At 33.2% G+C, this 17357-nt stretch carries 17 protein-coding genes; 14 read left to right on the top strand and 3 right to left on the bottom strand.

Annotated features, from left to right (window positions below; all coding sequences use genetic code 11):
- The first annotated feature begins 99 nt into the window (after positions 1-99).
- The 12 genes from leuC (at position 100) to N4T77_RS17560 (ending at position 11456) form a co-directional block, all read left to right on the top strand.
- Complete coding sequence (gene leuC / locus N4T77_RS17615; protein WP_261673168.1) at positions 100-1362, top strand: 3-isopropylmalate dehydratase large subunit; 1263 nt, start codon at positions 100-102, stop codon at positions 1360-1362.
- Between the two features lie 39 nt (positions 1363-1401).
- Positions 1402-1893: a 3-isopropylmalate dehydratase small subunit gene (gene leuD, locus N4T77_RS17610; protein ID WP_261673167.1), complete on the top strand. Its 492-nt coding sequence runs from the start codon at positions 1402-1404 to the stop codon at positions 1891-1893.
- The gene (gene leuB, locus N4T77_RS17605) at positions 1893-2954 is read left to right on the top strand and encodes a 3-isopropylmalate dehydrogenase (protein ID WP_261673166.1); all 1062 of its coding nucleotides are present in this window, start codon (positions 1893-1895) and stop codon (positions 2952-2954) included. The genes leuD and leuB overlap by 1 nt, the downstream gene beginning before the upstream one ends.
- Positions 2955-3083: 129 nt before the next feature.
- On the top strand, positions 3084-3254 hold the full coding sequence (locus N4T77_RS17600) for a hypothetical protein (protein ID WP_261673164.1): 171 nt from the start codon (positions 3084-3086) through the stop codon (positions 3252-3254).
- A gap of 248 nt (positions 3255-3502) precedes the next feature.
- A complete protein-coding gene (gene aroF / locus N4T77_RS17595; protein WP_261673163.1) occupies positions 3503-4516 on the top strand; it encodes a 3-deoxy-7-phosphoheptulonate synthase in 1014 nt (337 codons plus the stop codon).
- Positions 4517-4549: 33 nt separating this feature from the next.
- A complete protein-coding gene (locus tag N4T77_RS17590; RefSeq protein WP_261673162.1) occupies positions 4550-5407 on the top strand; it encodes a prephenate dehydrogenase in 858 nt (285 codons plus the stop codon).
- Positions 5404-6471, top strand: coding sequence for a 3-dehydroquinate synthase (gene aroB / locus N4T77_RS17585; protein WP_261673160.1), 1068 nt, complete (start codon positions 5404-5406; stop codon positions 6469-6471). The genes N4T77_RS17590 and aroB overlap by 4 nt, the downstream gene beginning before the upstream one ends.
- A 41-nt stretch (positions 6472-6512) precedes the next feature.
- Positions 6513-7793: a 3-phosphoshikimate 1-carboxyvinyltransferase gene (gene aroA / locus N4T77_RS17580; protein WP_261673159.1), complete on the top strand. Its 1281-nt coding sequence runs from the start codon at positions 6513-6515 to the stop codon at positions 7791-7793.
- A complete protein-coding gene (aroC, locus tag N4T77_RS17575) occupies positions 7774-8844 on the top strand; it encodes a chorismate synthase (RefSeq protein WP_261673158.1) in 1071 nt (356 codons plus the stop codon). The genes aroA and aroC overlap by 20 nt, the downstream gene beginning before the upstream one ends.
- Positions 8845-8951: 107 nt before the next feature.
- Positions 8952-10085, top strand: coding sequence for a chorismate mutase (locus tag N4T77_RS17570; RefSeq protein ID WP_396125152.1), 1134 nt, complete (start codon positions 8952-8954; stop codon positions 10083-10085).
- On the top strand, positions 10086-10898 hold the full coding sequence (aroE, locus tag N4T77_RS17565) for a shikimate dehydrogenase (RefSeq protein WP_261673156.1): 813 nt from the start codon (positions 10086-10088) through the stop codon (positions 10896-10898). It abuts the gene before it with no gap.
- A gap of 36 nt (positions 10899-10934) precedes the next feature.
- A complete protein-coding gene (locus N4T77_RS17560; RefSeq protein WP_261673155.1) occupies positions 10935-11456 on the top strand; it encodes a shikimate kinase in 522 nt (173 codons plus the stop codon).
- Positions 11457-11524: 68 nt separating this feature from the next.
- Here the strand turns inward: N4T77_RS17560 and N4T77_RS17555 are convergent, their stop codons facing one another.
- Positions 11525-12124, bottom strand: a complete 600-nt coding sequence (locus N4T77_RS17555; protein WP_261673154.1) for an ABC transporter ATP-binding protein — start codon at positions 12122-12124, stop codon at positions 11525-11527.
- Positions 12125-12497: 373 nt separating this feature from the next.
- Between N4T77_RS17555 and N4T77_RS17550 the strand changes: the two genes are divergently transcribed.
- Positions 12498-13487 (top strand): 2-hydroxyacid dehydrogenase, encoded by a 990-nt coding sequence (locus N4T77_RS17550; protein WP_261673153.1) that lies wholly within the window; start codon positions 12498-12500, stop codon positions 13485-13487.
- Between the two features lie 5 nt (positions 13488-13492).
- Here N4T77_RS17550 and N4T77_RS17545 read toward each other — a convergent pair whose 3' ends face one another.
- Together N4T77_RS17545 and N4T77_RS17540 are read right to left on the bottom strand one after the other, a co-directional pair.
- The gene (locus tag N4T77_RS17545; protein ID WP_261673152.1) at positions 13493-14239 is read right to left on the bottom strand and encodes an ABC transporter permease; all 747 of its coding nucleotides are present in this window, start codon (positions 14237-14239) and stop codon (positions 13493-13495) included.
- Positions 14211-15212 carry an ABC transporter substrate-binding protein gene (locus N4T77_RS17540; protein ID WP_261673151.1) on the bottom strand — a complete coding sequence of 334 codons (1002 nt, stop codon included), beginning with the start codon at positions 15210-15212 and terminating at the stop codon, positions 14211-14213. The genes N4T77_RS17545 and N4T77_RS17540 overlap by 29 nt, the downstream gene beginning before the upstream one ends.
- 291 nt (positions 15213-15503) lie before the next feature.
- Here N4T77_RS17540 and N4T77_RS17535 point away from each other — a divergent pair, with 291 nt between their 5' ends.
- Positions 15504-17177, top strand: a complete 1674-nt coding sequence (locus N4T77_RS17535; protein WP_261673150.1) for a sensor histidine kinase — start codon at positions 15504-15506, stop codon at positions 17175-17177.
- Positions 17178-17357 lie beyond the last annotated feature (180 nt).

Raw genomic sequence — 17357 nt, 5'->3', positions numbered from 1 at the left:
TAATTTGATAATGAAAAAGAAATTTTGTCACTGTTATATAGTAAAGAGATATACTGTTGACAGTTGGGTATTAGAGTAAAATAGATAGGGGGCAATAAAATGGGAATGACAATGACACAAAAGATTTTAGCTGCACATGCAGCAGTAGATAGTGCAAAAGCAGGAGAATTAATTATGGCTAAGATAGACTTGGTACTTGGCAATGATATTACAACTCCTGTAGCAATTAGGGAATTTAATAAAATAGGGGCAGAGAAGGTTTTTGATAAGAATAAAATAGCTATTGTACCAGATCACTTTACACCAAACAAAGATATTAAATCAGCGGAACAGTGCAAATGTGTAAGAGAATTCGCATATGACAAGGATATAGAAAACTATTTTGAAATTGGTCAAATGGGAATTGAACATGCTCTAATTCCCGAAAAGGGACTAGTGGTTTCTGGAGATGTGATAATTGGAGCGGACTCACATACTTGTACCTATGGAGCTTTAGGTGCATTTTCCACCGGAGTTGGAAGCACAGATATGGGTGCTGCTATGGCTGTAGGAGAAACCTGGTTTAGAGTGCCAGAGGCTATAAAGTTCATACTTAAAGGCAAATTGAATTCTTGGGTAAGTGGAAAAGATTTAATTCTTCATATTATAGGGATGATAGGAGTAGATGGAGCTCTTTATCAATCTATGGAGTTTACAGGGGAAGGAATTAAGAACCTATCTATGGACGATCGTTTTACTGTGGCAAATATGGCTATTGAAGCTGGAGCAAAAAATGGAATCTTTGAAGTAGATGAAAAGACCATAGAGTATATGAAGGAACATTCTAAAAAGAATTATACAATTTTTAAGGCTGATGAAGATGCAAAATACTCAAAAGTTATAGAAATAGATTTAGGAACTGTTAAACCAACGGTAGCTTTTCCACATCTTCCCGAAAATACAAGAACTATTGATGAAGTAGGAGATGTAGCTATTGATCAAGTAGTTATAGGATCTTGTACTAATGGAAGGATATCAGATATGAGAGTAGCGGCTGAAATTCTAAAGAAAAGAAAGATAAATCCAAGAGTTAGAACCATAATTTTTCCAGCAACTCAAAAAATTTACCTTCAGGCAATAAGAGAAGGTCTTATTGAAATTTTTATAGAAGCAGGAGCAGTAGTAAGTACACCAACTTGCGGGCCTTGCCTTGGAGGACATATGGGAATTTTAGCTAAGGGTGAAAGAGCAGTAGCTACTACAAATAGGAATTTTATAGGGAGAATGGGACATACAGAAAGTGAAGTGTATTTAGCAAGCCCAGCAGTAGCAGCGGCTTCAGCGATTACAGGAAAAATTTCATCACCAGAAGAGATTTTTTAATATAATCTAGAAAATTTAGTTATTAGGAGGCTTTATAATATGATGAATGGAAATGTAATTAAATATGGGGATAACATAGATACAGACGTTATTATACCAGCTAGACACTTAAGCACCAGTGAACCTAGGGAGCTTGTGCTTCATTGTATGGAGGATTTAGATAAAAACTTTTCAAGCAAGGTAAAAAGTGGAGATATTATGGTGGCAGGAAAAAACTTTGGATGTGGCTCTTCTAGAGAACATGCACCTATAGCAATTAAGGCTGCTGGCATTAGTTGTGTAATTGCGGAGACCTTTGCAAGAATTTTTTATAGAAATGCAATAAATATTGGACTTCCAATAATGGAATGCCCAGAAGCTGCAGAGGATATTGAGGAGGGTAATGATATTTCTATAAATTTTATCACAGGGGTTATCACTAATAGAACTAAAGACAAAACTTATTCGGCAGCTCCTTTTCCAGAGTTTATGCAAAAAGTTATGGAATCAGATGGATTTATAAATTACTTAAAGAAAGAGGTTGGTAAGTAATGAGAGTAGCAGTTATACCAGGAGATGGAATCGGTAAAGAAGTAATTAATCAAGCCGTTAAAGTGTTAAAAGCTGTATCTAATAAATATAATTTTAGTATTAATTTCAAAGAGGCATTACTTGGAGGAGCAGCTATAGATGCAACAGGAGTACCTCTTCCCAATGAAACTATAGAAATTTGTAAGAATAGTGATGGGATACTTTTGGGAGCTGTTGGTGGCCATAAGTGGGATAAGCTACCTGGAAATATAAGACCAGAGGCAGGCCTTCTTGGTATAAGAAAAGAATTAGGTGTATTTGCTAATTTAAGACCGGCAATTCTTTTTTCGGAGCTTAAAGCTGCTTCAAACCTAAAAGAAGAAGTTCTAGGTGATGGATTAAATATCATGATAGTTAGAGAACTTATTGGTGGAGCATATTTTGGAGAGAAGAAAAGAATAGGGGATAAAGCTTGGGATACTATTACCTATTCAGTACCAGAAATAGAGAGAGTTACAGTAAAAGCCTTTGAAATAGCAAGAAAGAGAGCGGGAAAGCTTACTCTTGTAGATAAGGCAAATGTACTTGAAAGCTCCAGGCTTTGGAGAGAAGTGGTTAATAGGATAGCGGGGGATTTCAAAGATGTTCAGTTAAGCTATATGTATGTAGATAATGCAGCAATGCAGCTTATTAGAGATCCTAAACAGTTTGATGTAATTCTTACAGAAAATATGTTTGGGGATATATTAAGTGATGAGGCTTCAATGCTAACTGGATCTCTAGGAATGTTGCCATCTGCAAGTCTTGGTGAAGGAACTGTGGGGCTATATGAGCCAATACATGGATCTGCTCCAGATATAGCAGGACAGGATAAAGCTAATCCTATTGCAGCTATTATGAGTGCGGCTATGATGCTTCGTTACAGCTTTAACAATGAAGAAGCAGCTAATGACATTGAGAAAGCTGTTGCTAGAGTTATCGAGAGAGGCTACCGATCCTTGGATATTATGGAAGCTAAAATGAAAGTTGTAGGCACAGAAGAAATGGGAAATCTCATTGTCAGTGAAGTGTCAAAATTTTAAATTTTTGAAAAATAAAAAAGTTTTTATTGACATAGAAAATCTAGGTGATATAATTTTTAATAATATAGTTTTAAAATGGAAATTAATTAAAGTGATTTATAAATTAAGAACTGTTTGGAGGATTAAATTATGAAAAATATCATTGGAAAGGGAATAAGCGGAAAACTTTACTTTTACTTTAGCTGGGGCTATTTTTACTTTAGCGCTGGTTACTTTTTCTGCAAAAAAATATTTATTTCCATTCACAATGAGTTTAATAAATCTAAGTTTATATCCTGTAGGAGACTTCTACAGGTATAATAGCATAAATTTGATTTATAAAATAAGGCTCATTAGAGCCTTATTTTTTTTATCAAGATTTATAGAAAGTATACTCACTTATATCAATATTTATATTAATTAGCTCTTAAGCCGGCAAAGAGTTATTAATTATATATTAAATAAAATTTTATTATGAATTTAGAATGTTGATGATGTTTAGTAAGGCCATAAAATTTAGGTATAAGATAGTGATATTAAAATCTTTAAGAAATTTAGGAGGGGTATACATGATAGTAATAATGAGAAATGATGCAACTAGAGAAGAAATAATAAAGCTAATAGAAAAAATTGAAAAAGAGGATTGTAAGGTAAGTGTAGTGCAGGGAGAAAAACAATGCGTATTAGGGCTTATTGGAGACACTACAAGAATTGACCCAAGTAAAATTGAAGCAAAGGAGTTTGTAGAAAGGGTTACTAAGGTGCAACAGCCTTATAAATTAGCTAATAGATTATTTCACCCTGAGGATACAGTTATAAAGGTTGGAGATGAAACTATAGGAGGAAATAAACTAGCTGTTATAGCAGGTCCTTGTTCTGTAGAAAGTGAATCTCAGATTATTGAAATTGCAAAAAAAGTAAAGGAAAGTGGGGCGGGATTCTTAAGGGGAGGAGCTTTCAAGCCAAGAACTTCACCCTACAGCTTTCAGGGGCTTAAAAGACACGGTTTAGAACTATTAAAAATTGCTAGAGAGGAAACTGGGCTTCCAATTGTAACAGAAATTATGTCCCCAGATATGATAGATGACTTTGAAAGAGATGTTGATATTATACAGGTAGGGGCTAGAAACATGCAGAATTTTGAACTTTTAAAGCAGCTAGGAAGAACAAATAAACCTATACTTTTAAAAAGAGGTTTATCTGCCACCATTGAAGAATTGATTATGTCTGCAGAATATATAATGTCAGAAGGCAATGAAAAAATAATTCTATGTGAAAGAGGTATAAGAACTTTTGAAACTTACACAAGAAACACCTTAGATTTAAGTGCCATACCTGCCATAAAAAGATTAAGTCATTTACCAGTAATAGTTGATCCAAGTCATGCAGCAGGAATGTGGTGGATGGTAGAGCCATTATCAAAAGCAGCGGTGGCTGTTGGAGCGGACGGTTTGATTGTTGAGGTACACAATGATCCTGAAAATGCTAAATGTGACGGGCAGCAATCCATAAAACCGGAAAGATTTAAATCACTTATGGAAGACTTAGCTGTAATGGCTAATATAGAAAAAAAGGTAATTTAGAATACCTAAATTATAAATCTGGGGGAGATATTATTGGATGAATGTGACTTTAGATTTAATATAGTAATTGTAGGTCTTGGTCTTATAGGAGGCTCTTATGCAATGGCACTTAGACAATTAAGACCAGTTCAAATAAATGCAATAGACATGGACGAAAAGGTTTTGCATACAGCCTTTGAAATGGGGATAATAGATAAGGGCTGTGATAATAGTGAGGATATACTAAAGGAAGCTGATTTGGTAATCATAGCTCTTTACCCAGAGGAAACCATAAGGTTTGTAAGAAACAATATAATGAATTTTAAAAAGGGTGCTGTGATAACTGATAGTTGTGGAGTAAAAATTGAGGTAGTGGAAAAGATAAATTCTTTCCTACCTCAAGAAATAGATTTTGTTGCAGGACATCCCATGGCAGGGAAAGAATCAAAGGGTTTTCAGCAGGCTTCCAGGGATATTTTTAAGGATGCTAATTATATAATTACTCCCACTAAAAGAAACAAAAAAGAGAATATAGCGCTTATAGAAAAAATGGCAAAGGCAATAGGATGTAAAAATGTAGTATATTTAACTCCAGAAGAACATGATAAAATAATATCATTTACAAGTCACCTTCCACACGTTATAGCAGTATCTCTTATGAATTCAAATATTGCAGAAAATAATATTGGGCTGTTTACTGGAGGAAGCTTTAAAGACGTTACAAGAGTTGCAGCAATAAATTCTACGTTGTGGTCAGAACTTTTTACACTGAACTCGAAAAATTTAATTGATGAAATTGAGAGTTTCGAAAAGGGTATTAAAGAAATAAAAAAAGCTATAGAATTAGAGGATAGAGAAACATTAACTGATATTTTAAAAAATGCCTCTATAAAAAGGAGAAAGATTTTATGAAAAGCAACATACTAAAAATAGAGCTTAAAGAGAATAGCTATAGTATTTATATTGAAAGAAATATTTTCAACAAGGTAGGAGATTACCTAGATGAACATTATAAAAATAGGAAAGTAGCTATAATTACAGATAATAATTTAGAAAAATTATACGGAAAAAGTTTCAAGGAGATTTTAGAGAAAAGAGGATTTAATACAAAAATTATTTCTGTAAAACCTGGCGAGGAGAGCAAATCTATAGATACCCTTAAAGAGATATATGAAAAACTATCAAATTTTAGGCTTGGAAGAGAGGATTTAATAATAGCTTTAGGTGGTGGTGTTGTAGGAGATTTAGGAGGCTTTGCAGCCTCCACCTATTTAAGGGGAGTTCCTTATATTCAAATTCCAACTTCTCTTCTAGCTCAAGTTGACAGCAGCATAGGCGGGAAGGTAGCGGTAGATTTACCTTGGGGAAAAAATTTAATCGGAAGCTTTTATCACCCAAGGGCTGTTTTTATAGATCCAGAGTTATTAAAAACCTTACACAAAAGGTTCTTTCATGATGGATTAGCAGAGGTTATAAAATATGGATGTATAAGAGATGAGAGCATTATTTTTCAGCTCCTAAACTTTAAAGATGATAAAGAACTCCTAGATAACATAGATACCTTAATATTTAAGTGTTGTAGCATAAAAAAATCAGTGGTAGAACTAGATGAAAAGGACTTTGGAGATAGAATGCTTCTCAATTTCGGACATACTTTAGGTCATGCTGTAGAAAAATACTTTAATTATAAGGAATATACCCATGGAGAAGCGGTGGCTATTGGAATGGCTGAAATAACTAGAAAAAGTGAAAAACTTCAAATTACAGAAAAAGGGAGTTCGGAATTAATAGAAGAAGTATTGGAAAAGTACGAACTACCTTATAAGGCCCCACTAATGGATAGAGAAGAAATCTTTAAAGCTATAGCTTTAGACAAAAAGAATAGTGGAGAGAATATTAACTTAATTTTACTTAGGAAAATGGGAGAAGGCATGATTAGAAAAGTAAAAGTTGATGAGTTAGAAAAGTATATTTAAAATTAGATTAGTTGCTAGTAAAGAAGAGTAGGAGAGGTTTTATGAAACATATAAGAATTAATCCCAGTAAATTAAAGGGAAGCATAGCAGTTCCAGCATCAAAAAGTCTTTGTCACAGAGCAGTAATTTGTGCCAGTTTGTCTGAAGGAGTTAGTAATATTGAAAATCTATTTTTTTCTCAAGATGTGAATGCAACCTGTCAAGCTATGAGCAATTTAGGAGTAGAAGTGGTATACAAAGGAGAGTCAAAAATAAAAATAAGAGGTACATCTAAATTGGAGGCAAAAGGCAATAGTATTGATTGTTTTGAATCTGGCTCTACCTTAAGATTTTTAATACCTATAGCTGCCACCTTAGGAGAAGAGGTTACTTTTAATGGAAAGGGTAAGCTTGTGGAGAGACCTTTAGGAGATTATTATAGAATATTTGAGGAACAGCAAATTCAATATGAAAATATAAATGGAAAGCTACCATTAACTATTAATGGAAGACTAAAAGCTGGTGAATATAGAATCAAGGGAGATGTAAGTTCACAATTCATAAGTGGTCTATTGTTTGCACTTCCACTTTTAGAAGGAGATTCAAGGATAACAGTTACAACGGAACTGCAGTCTAAAGCCTATGTAGATTTAACTATAGATGTCCTTAAAGCTTTCTCAATAGAAGTGAAAAATGTTGATTATAGAGAATTCACTATTAAGGGAAATCAAAAATATATAGCATCAGATTATAAGGTTGAAGGAGATTTCTCCCAGGCTGCATTCTGGCTTGTGGCTAATGTTTTAGGATCAGAAGTGGTATGTAATGGAATGAATATGAATTCTCTTCAAGGAGATAAAGTTATAATAGAAACAATAAAATCTATGGGTGGAGAGATTGTTGTAGAAGGAGAGAAAGTTAAAGCTTTACCCTCTAAAACAAAGGGAACGGTGATAGATGCTTCTGAATGTCCAGACTTAGTGCCTGTGCTTACCGTATTAGGAGCCTTAAGTGAAGGGACTACAGAAATAGTAAATGCAGAAAGGCTTAGATTTAAGGAATCTGATAGGTTAGCAGCTATAACCTCTGAACTTAATAAAATTGGAGCGGACATAGAGGAAAAGGAAGATGGACTAATAATAAGGGGAAAGGAAACCCTCATAGGAGGCAAGGTTAACAGCTGGAATGACCATCGCATAGCTATGGCACTGGCAGTGGCATCTACAAGATGTAAGGAGCCTCTTATAATAGAAGATGCTGATTCTGTAAAAAAATCCTATCCGAATTTTTGGGAGCATTTTAAAGAATTGGGAGGTAGTGTAGATGAGTGGAATTTGGGGTAATAATATTAAGCTTTCTATTTTTGGAGAGTCTCATGGAAAAGCAATAGGAATAAATATAGATGGACTTGAACCAGGTATAGAATTAGACTTAGATTATATTAATAAAGAAATGGGAAGAAGAGCTCCGGGAAAAAGTAAGCTTGCAACTTCAAGAAAAGAAGAAGACAGCTTCCAGATACTAAGCGGATATTTTAATGGAAGGACTACTGGAACACCTCTCTGTGCAATAATTTATAACACAAATCAACATTCAAAGGATTATGAAAAAACTAAAAACCTAATGAGACCTTCTCACGGGGATTTCACTGGATATATTAAATATAAAGGATTTAACGATTATAGAGGAGGAGGACATTTTTCTGGAAGAATAACAGCACCACTAGTATTTGCAGGAGCGGTGTGTAAGCAGATTTTAGAAAAAAAAGGTATAGTTATTGGAAGTCATATAAAGAGTATTGGTAAATTAGAAGACAAAAGTTTTAATATGGTTGATATAGATGAGAAAGTATTAATAACATTAAGAGAAAACTTGTTTCCAACAATAGATGAAAAAATTGCCTTAAAAATGAAAGATATTATTATAAAAGCTAGGGAAGAAAAAGATTCGGTAGGGGGAGTTATAGAAACGGCAGTTATTAATCTGCCAGTAGGAATTGGAGAGCCTTTCTTCGATTCTGTAGAAAGTACTCTAGCACAGCTTTTATTCTCTATTCCAGCAGTAAAGGGAGTAGAGTTTGGTTCAGGATTCCATATAACAGAGTTGAAGGGGTCAGAGGCTAATGATGAATATTATATGGATGGAGATAAGGTAAGAACCTATAGTAATAATAATGGAGGAGTTTTAGGAGGAATTACTAATGGAATGCCTTTAGTCTTTAGAGTTGCCATAAAACCAACGCCTTCAATTAGTAAGGTTCAGAGAACTATAGATATAGACAGTGGTAAAAATAGAGAGATGGAGATAATAGGAAGACATGATCCCTGTATTGTGCCTAGGGCGCTGCCAGTAGTAGAAGCTGCTGCAGCTATAGCTATACTGGACTTATGTTAACTTGTTTAGTAACATTTGCTGTCTCTAAAATCTCAGTTTAAATAGGTTTAATTTAACGAATTAATTGTAGAACCTATTGTCTATTTGAATAAGAGGAAGTGATAATATTGAGAGAACTGGAGGATTTGAGAGGACAAATTAATGAAATAGATAAAGCCTTAGTGAATTTATTTAAGAAGAGAATGACAATAGTTTCTAAGGTGGCAGAGTATAAAGCTAAAAATTCCATGGAGATATTTGATGGGACAAGAGAGGACCAAATTATAAATAAACATTTACAGAGCATAGAAAATGAGTCTTTAAAACTTAGTTTAAAAGAATTTCTTCAAGCTATGATGACAATAAGCAGAAGGTCCCAGGAAAAAATAATATCTGAAGTTTTACAGGGGAATAAAGTGGAACATAATAATACATGCTGCAATGTTGGTTTTCAGGGAGTAAAAGCCTCTTTTAGTCATCAAGCATTGCTGGAATACTTCGGTACGGAAACAGAAACCAGGTGTTTTTCAACCTTTAGGGAGGTCTTTGATGCAGTAGACAGAGGGGATATAAAGTATGCTGTTTTACCTATTGAGAATTCACCTACAGGAAGTATTGCTGAAATTTATGATTTACTCCGTAAGTATGGTTTCTATATAATAGGTGAAAAGTGTATTAAAGTTAATCATAATCTAATGGCAGTTAAGGGCACTGACCTTTCAGATATAAAGGAAGTATATTCTCATGAACAGGGTTTTTTGCAATGTAAGGACTTTTTTGATAATCATAGAGAATGGACACTTATTCCCTATTTTAATACTGCAAAAAGTGCTCTATATATTAGTAGGGAAAATCTTAAAAGTAAAGCTTGTGTAGCTAGTAAAAAGGCAGCAGAGGTATATGGGTTGGATATTTTAAAGGAAAATATCAATTATAATAGTAATAACTATACTAGATTTATAATAATAGGCCGGCACATGGAACCTAAAGAAGAATGTGATAAGTTAACTATAGTTGCATCGCTGCCTCATAAGGTTGGGGCTTTATACGGAATCTTAAAATACTTTGCAGAAAATAACTCCAATATGATGAAAATAGAGTCAAGGCCTATTGCAGATAAGTCTTGGGAATATTTCTTTTATATAGATTTTCAAGGTAACATATTAGAAGATAGGACTAAAAGAATAGTAGAAGAAATAAAGGAAAAAAGCCTATACTTTAAACTGCTAGGAAATTATAAAGGTGAGGTGAATTGTATATAAATGAGTAATTTTTATGGGTTAATAGGAGAAAAATTAGGACATAGCTTCTCTCCTCAAATAAATAAGTTAATTTTAGAAAAGATGAAATTAAAGGGAGAATATAATTTATTTGAAATAAAAAAGGAGAATCTACAGAAGGTATTAGAAGGATTAAAAGCTCTCGAAGCTAAGGGGGTAAATATAACTATACCTTACAAGATAGAGATTATAAAATACCTAGATAAGCTTTCTAAGGAGGCAGAGAAGATAGGTGCAGTTAACACTATATCCTTTTCCAATGGAATACTTACAGGGTACAATACTGATTATCATGGCTTTGGTGCTTCATTAAAAAATGGTCAAATAGATATTTGTAACAAAGATGCAGTAATACTGGGTACCGGAGGTGCCTCTAAGGCAGTAGTTCAATATCTTATAGACAATGGAATAAAAGATATTATTTATATAAGCAGAGATCCCAAAAATGGACTAAAAAAAATAAAAGATTTTAAAATAATGTCTTATAAAGACATGGATAATTTAGGAGCTAAAGATATTATTATAAATTGTACTCCCTGTGGAATGTATCCTGAGGTGGAGTGCTGTCCAGTGAATCAGAAGAGTTTATCAAGATTTTCTGTAGCTGTGGATTTAATATATAATCCAGATCAAACGATTTTCCTTAAGAAATCGGAAGAACTAGGTCTTAAAACTGTAAATGGACTTTATATGTTAGTGGCACAAGCTGTAGCTGCACAGGAAATTTGGCAGGGAGTAGCAATTGCTGAGGAAACTACTGAAGAAATATATAAAGAGATAAGGAGCAAATTTTAATACTTCAATAGCAAAATAATAAGATAGTGAGATGTTATGAAAATGTATAAAAACATAGTTTTAATAGGTATGCCAGGCTGTGGAAAGACAACTATAGGTAAAATATTATCTAGTAGGTTAGAGTATAATTTTGTGGATTTGGATGAATATATAGAACAAATAAGCGGTAAGACTATAGATCAACTATTTAATAAAGGTGAAGGTTATTTTAGAGCTTTGGAAAGAGAAGCTGTGGGCAAATTAAGTAACGGAGAAAATCTGGTTATAGCCACTGGCGGTGGTGTAGTAAAAAACTATTTAAATATTAGAGATCTTAAAGAAAAGGGCGTTATAGTTTTTATAGATAGACCAGTAGAGAATATTGCACAGGATGTAGAAGTAGCAGGAAGACCTCTTTTGAAGGAGGGAGTACATAAGCTGTATGAACTCTTTAATGAGAGATATGAGCTTTATAAGGAGTATTGCGATTATCATATAGTTAACGATAAGGGTATAGAGAAGGCTATAAAAATAATAATAGAAAGGTTGACTTTAGAAGGATTACTGGCTACAGATTAAAAATACGAACCAAAGCATTACAGTTAACAGTAGATGCTTGGTTCGTATTTTTTAGGATTCTCATACTATTACAGGGTATAAATTATATCTCCTAGGACTTCTGCTTCCTTCATATCATGGGTTACCAAAATAACAGTTCTTTTATCAGTGTTATGAATATGTAAAAATTCTTCAATTATCTCTTTCTTTAATTTATTGTCTAAGCCTTTAAAAGGTTCATCCATTAAAAGCAATCTACTTTTATAAGCAAAAGCCCTTGCGATAGACACCCTTCTCTTCATTCCGCCACTTAGCTGTCTTGGAAACTTATCCCTATGCTCTAGTAGTTTAACTAAATCTAAATATTTATTTATAAGGAAGTCCATTTCTTCTTTATTCATTGTAGATTTTAATACGAAAGCAATATTTTGGTAAACTGTAAGGTGCGGAAGAAGTCTATCCTCCTGAAATATATAGGATATGCTGTTATCTTTTAAAAGCACCTGTCCACTGTCTTCCCTTTCAACACCACTTATTATCTTTAGCAAAGTAGTTTTTCCACAGCCGGAGGGACCTGTAATAACAGTAATTTTATTTTCTTCTATATTCATATTTAAATTACTTAGAACTTTATGTCCATCATAGGACTTACATAAATTTATTAACTGTACTTCGTAATTATTTTTCATAGTTTTAATAGTTTATAGCATGTATTAATTTTCTTTAAAGCTTGAAGGATACTGTCAATTTAAACAATTGTCTAGACAATATAGAATAACTATACAATGCTATATATCCTTTCTAATAATAGATAATAAATTTTTAATCTAAATATCTACAGGTAAAACAGCATTATTTCCAAAGTTAGAGTTAAGTCAACACTTTTTGTTGCCATTTTATCCCTTTACAATAACTATACTATATAGTTTATGTTGTTTCAATGCTGTTATATAATAAGTATGTAAGAAGCAGATAATCTATTAGAAGTACATTAAAGTTGTTAAAATACTTATCTCTGACAATTGCTACTATTATATTACTTTAAATATGGAGGAGTACAATATGAAGATTTTAATTATGGGAAATAAAGACCGTTATAAAAAATATATGCCGGACATAGATATTATAAAAGATATTACTATGGTTTTCTGTCCTCGTGATGCAAGTGATGAGGAACTGTTACAAGTTGCTTCTGATGCAGAGGCCATTGCTATTGACCCTACGGCAAAGCTTTCAGGGAATGTTATTCGTAAGATGGCTAATCTAAGAATAATCCAGTCAGAAGGTGTTGGATACAACGGCATTGATTGTGAAGCTGCAAGGGAAAGGGGCATATATGTCTGCAACAGCAAAGGTACAAATGCAGCTGCAGTGGCAGAGCAGACAGTGCTTTTAATGTTGGCATTACTTCGTAAAATTACCGTCGGTGATCGTACGGTGAGGGAAGGCAATCAAATACATATGAAGGAACAAATGATGATAGAAGGCATCACAGAACTGTCTGATTGTAAAATCGGTCTTATTGGATTCGGTGACATTGCAATGGCAACAGCAAAAAGGCTGGAACCCTTTGAATGCCAGCTATACTATTATAGCAGAACCAGAAAAGCATTAGATGTGGAAGAGGAATACAAGGTTTCTTACATGGATTTAGAGGAACTAGCAGGTACCTGTGATATTATCAGTATTCACTGTCCAGTGACCCCTGAAACTACCGGAATGATTAATAAAGAATTTCTAAGTAAAATGAAGGCAAGTGCATATATCGTTAATACAGCCCGTGGTGAAATCGTTGACAATGAAGCACTTTATCAAGCCATTGTATCGGAACAAATACAAGGTGCTGGTTTAGATACTGTGGCTCCAATACCTGTTACATTAGATAACATACTTTTAAATTTACCGGAGAAATATGCTGACCGAATTATTTTTTCACCACATGTCGGTGGAGTTACTACTAGCTTTTTCTACCGTGCCCATAAGAAAAACTGGTTGAATATTGACGCTGCATTAAAAGGGCAGCGTCCTAGTAATATTGTAAATGGATTATAAGCTTATTATTTCCTAACATAGTACTTAAAAAGAGCTTCAAAAATAAAACTCAAAAGTACTACAACTATAGTCCAGGCAAAGAGTTCTGCTGTTTCTAAAGTGGACTTGGCATTTAGAAGGTTTAAGCCTATGGAATATTTAGGTGTACTTAAAATTTCAGAGGCTACAGAAACCTTCCAGCCAAGACCTAAACACATAAGAACTCCAGAGATAACATAGTGTTTAATAGAGGGTAAATAAACATCCTTTAAAATATACTTTCTTTTAACCTTGTAGACTTTAGCCATTTGTATTAAATTAATGTCTACTGCTTTTATACCCTGAAGTACATTAGTATATATTATTGGGAAACATATTAAAATAGTTGTGAAAATTACTACATTAGAAGACCTAAACCAAACCAAAGCCAGTATTATTATAGACATTACTGGAGTAGCTTTAACAACTATTATAAAGGGCTGAAGAAGTTCTTCTATAAATTTTACTAGTCCAGCAACCACCCCAATTAATAAGCCCATTGTTATAGAGAAAAGAAGTCCCACTAATACTCTAAATATACTGCTGAAAACACTTCTCCAAAAATATAATTTCCCTGTAAGAATAGATAGTACCTTTAAAACCTCTAAAGGAGAAGGCAGTAAAAGAGGATTGTTAACAAAAAGGGAGCAAAGCTCCAAAATAAAAAACCAAAATACTAGTATACCTATTTTTCTGCCTATCTTTTTACTTTCCACTGTAATAGAACTTTTCATCTGGGATTTTTCCTCCGATGGATTTAGGATCATTTTCCTTTAGAACCTCATAAAATTTATTTAAGGCTTCTTTTGACTCCTCTGCAGACATAAATACTATATTGCATTTTGGAATAGCCATTTCTGCTATCTTAGCATTAGCTATTATTCCATTTTTCTCTATAAGTTTTCCTGCCTCTGCTTTATTATTGTTTACAAAATCTACGGAAGCTTTATATTTAGTTAAAAAGTCCTGTACATCCTTCGATTTCTTATCTACAAAGTCTTTTCTAAATACCAAAGTACCCATAATCAACTTGCCCTTGTCTCCTGATACCTTTTCCCATTCCTTAGTAAGGTCTATAGGAACCTGAAGCTCTTTGTTTTTCATTTTGGTAGTAGTTACAAAAGGCTCCGGCAGCACTGCTATTTGTACTTCCTTTGATGCCACTGCTGCAGCTAAGTCACTGTGCTGCATTTTATACTCAATTTTAACATCTTTATCTGGCTCTAAGCCGTTTTTCTTTAGAATGTAGTTTAAAGTGTATTCCGGTGTACCACCTTTACCGCTGGAATAAATAGTTTTTCCCTTTAAATCCTTAATATCTTTAATACTATTGCCATTTTCAACTATATAAAGAATTCCTAAAGTATTTACTCCTAATAATTGAATTTTTCCTGAGGTTTTGTTATATAAAATCGGTGCTAGGTTAGACGGTACTGCAGCTCCATCTACATCACCATTTACAATTTTAGAAACTATCTGATCCGGTGAGTCAAATAGGGAAATATCATAAAGATCTTTATTATCTTCCATAAGCTTTACTATACCCATTCCTGTAGGACCCTTTAAAACCGCTATTTTAATTTTTTCTTTTTTCTCCTGTTGAGGAGCTTGTCCTGAATTGCTAGTTTCCTTTGAACAACCTACTGCAAATAATGCTGAAAATACAAGCATTAATGATATAAGTAGGGTTCCTATTCTTCTTTTCATTTTGACACCCCCTGGTTTTTTAGTAGTTATGTTACATTAGTGTTAAGTAATAACTATAATTATAATTATATACCAAAATAATCTTTAAATCTATTGAAAAATGTATATTTATGTAAAATTACATTTTTACAGCGGTTATGTATTAGTGTTTACTGAGCAGCATAGAAACTGTAGGTAGCCCCCAATATTACTGCTAAATCAACTGTGCTTAATTAAGGGGTGTATATGCTTTTCTATTATAAAGGTGGTATACTAAATTAGACAGATTACATTCTCAGAGGTGGTTTAATTTTGATAAACTTGATTCAAAAATTAATAAATAATCTTGGCTACATAATTCTACTGGCCTTTATAGTATCACGCTCAGGAAGCTTTCGAAATATAATTCAAAGGGATAAATTGAAGAACATAGATAGAGTTACTTTGTCCATTATATTTGGCAGCTTTGGTATTCTTGGAACCTATACTGGAATGGATTTACACGGCGCTATAGTTAATAGCAGAATAATTGGTATAATGGCTGGAGGGATTTTATGCGGTCCCTTTGTTGGTATTGGCTCTGGCTTAATTTCTGGTATACATAGACTTCTTATAGACAGGGCGGGAATAACTGCGGTACCCTGCTCTATAAATGCAGTTTTATCCGGACTAATAGCTGCTTATATTTACAAAAAATGTAGAAAGCAAAATAGATGGATTTATGGGATATTTGGGGGAATAATTGCAGAAACTCTGGAGATGATTTTGATTTTGCTTATAACAAGGCCCTTTTCTTCTGCTCTTATGATAGTTGAGAAAATTTATATTCCTATGGCCTTTATTAATGCGATTGGGGTATCTATTTTAACTTCCTTAATTCAAAATCTTTTTGATGAAAAGGAAGAAATCGAAGCTATGCAGGCAAAAATTACTTTAGAGATAGCTAATAAAACTTTGCCTTATTTTAGGGAGATAAATGAGGAATCCTTAGAAAAGATTTGTAATATTATAAAGGATTATATAGGTGCTGATGCAGTAGCAATTACTAATAAGGAATATATATTATCTCATGTTGGTCTTGGTTCAGATCATCATAAAAAAGGAGGGAAAATCTTAACAGAGGCTACAAAGACGGTTATGAAGTCTGGAGAGATTTTATGGCTAAACAGCTCTGAAGAAATAAACTGTACTTCTGATACCTGCCCTTTTAACTCTGCAATCATAGTGCCTATAAAGGATAGAGATGAAATTACAGGTACTCTAAAAATCTATTACAGAAAAAAAGATGCTATATCCTTCAAGATTAAAAATTTAGCAGAAGGACTTTCTAATATAATATCTAATCAGTTAGAAATCAGCAAAATAAATAAACTAAAGGAAATGGCAAGTAGAGCAGAGTTAAAGGCTCTTCAAGCTCAAATTAATCCCCACTTTTTATTTAATGCTTTAAATACCATTGTATCCTTTATACGAATTAGTCCAGATAGAGCAAGGCAATTAATAATAGATTTATCTACTTATTTAAGACATAATTTAGAAAACATAGAGAGTTTTGTAACCCTTAAGGATGAAATTAAACAGGTTAAAGCTTATGTAGAAATTGAAAAGGCTAGGTTTGGTAATAGGCTTAACTTTATATATAATATTGATGACAGTATAAACACAAAGGTTCCTAACCTTATAATCCAGCCTATAGTAGAAAATGCTATAAAACATGGAATATTAGAAGGCAGTGGAAGTGGTACTGTAAAGCTTATGGTAGAGGCCTTTGATGAAAACAGAGTAAAAATAACTGTTGAGGATGATGGTGTGGGCATAGCTGAAGAGGTTATTCAGAAGGTATATGAGGGAGATATTAAAAAAAATAAAATTGGACTTTCAAATGTACATAACAGGTTAAAACATATTTATGGAAAAGGTATAGATATTAAAAGATTAGAGAAGGGTACTAGAATGAGCTTTCTCGTATACTCTTTAAAGGACTAATAAAGTGAACTATATAATTGTAATTTAAATAGGGTACCGGAAATAATTTCTTGGTTTAAATTGCTGTAGCTAATATATAGTGAAGCTGTACTTATTAGAACCTTAAGTGAAATAGAAAAATACTGAGACAGTAAAAGGGGCCCTATGGGGTGAACACTAGAAAAAAGTATTTCACCTATA

Source organism: Clostridium sp. CX1 (assembly GCF_025398335.1).
GTDB classification, from domain to species: domain Bacteria; phylum Bacillota; class Clostridia; order Clostridiales; family Clostridiaceae; genus Clostridium_AM; species Clostridium_AM tanneri.
Note: the sequence above shows the minus strand (reverse complement) of the source record. Positions and strands in the feature narration are given on the sequence as shown.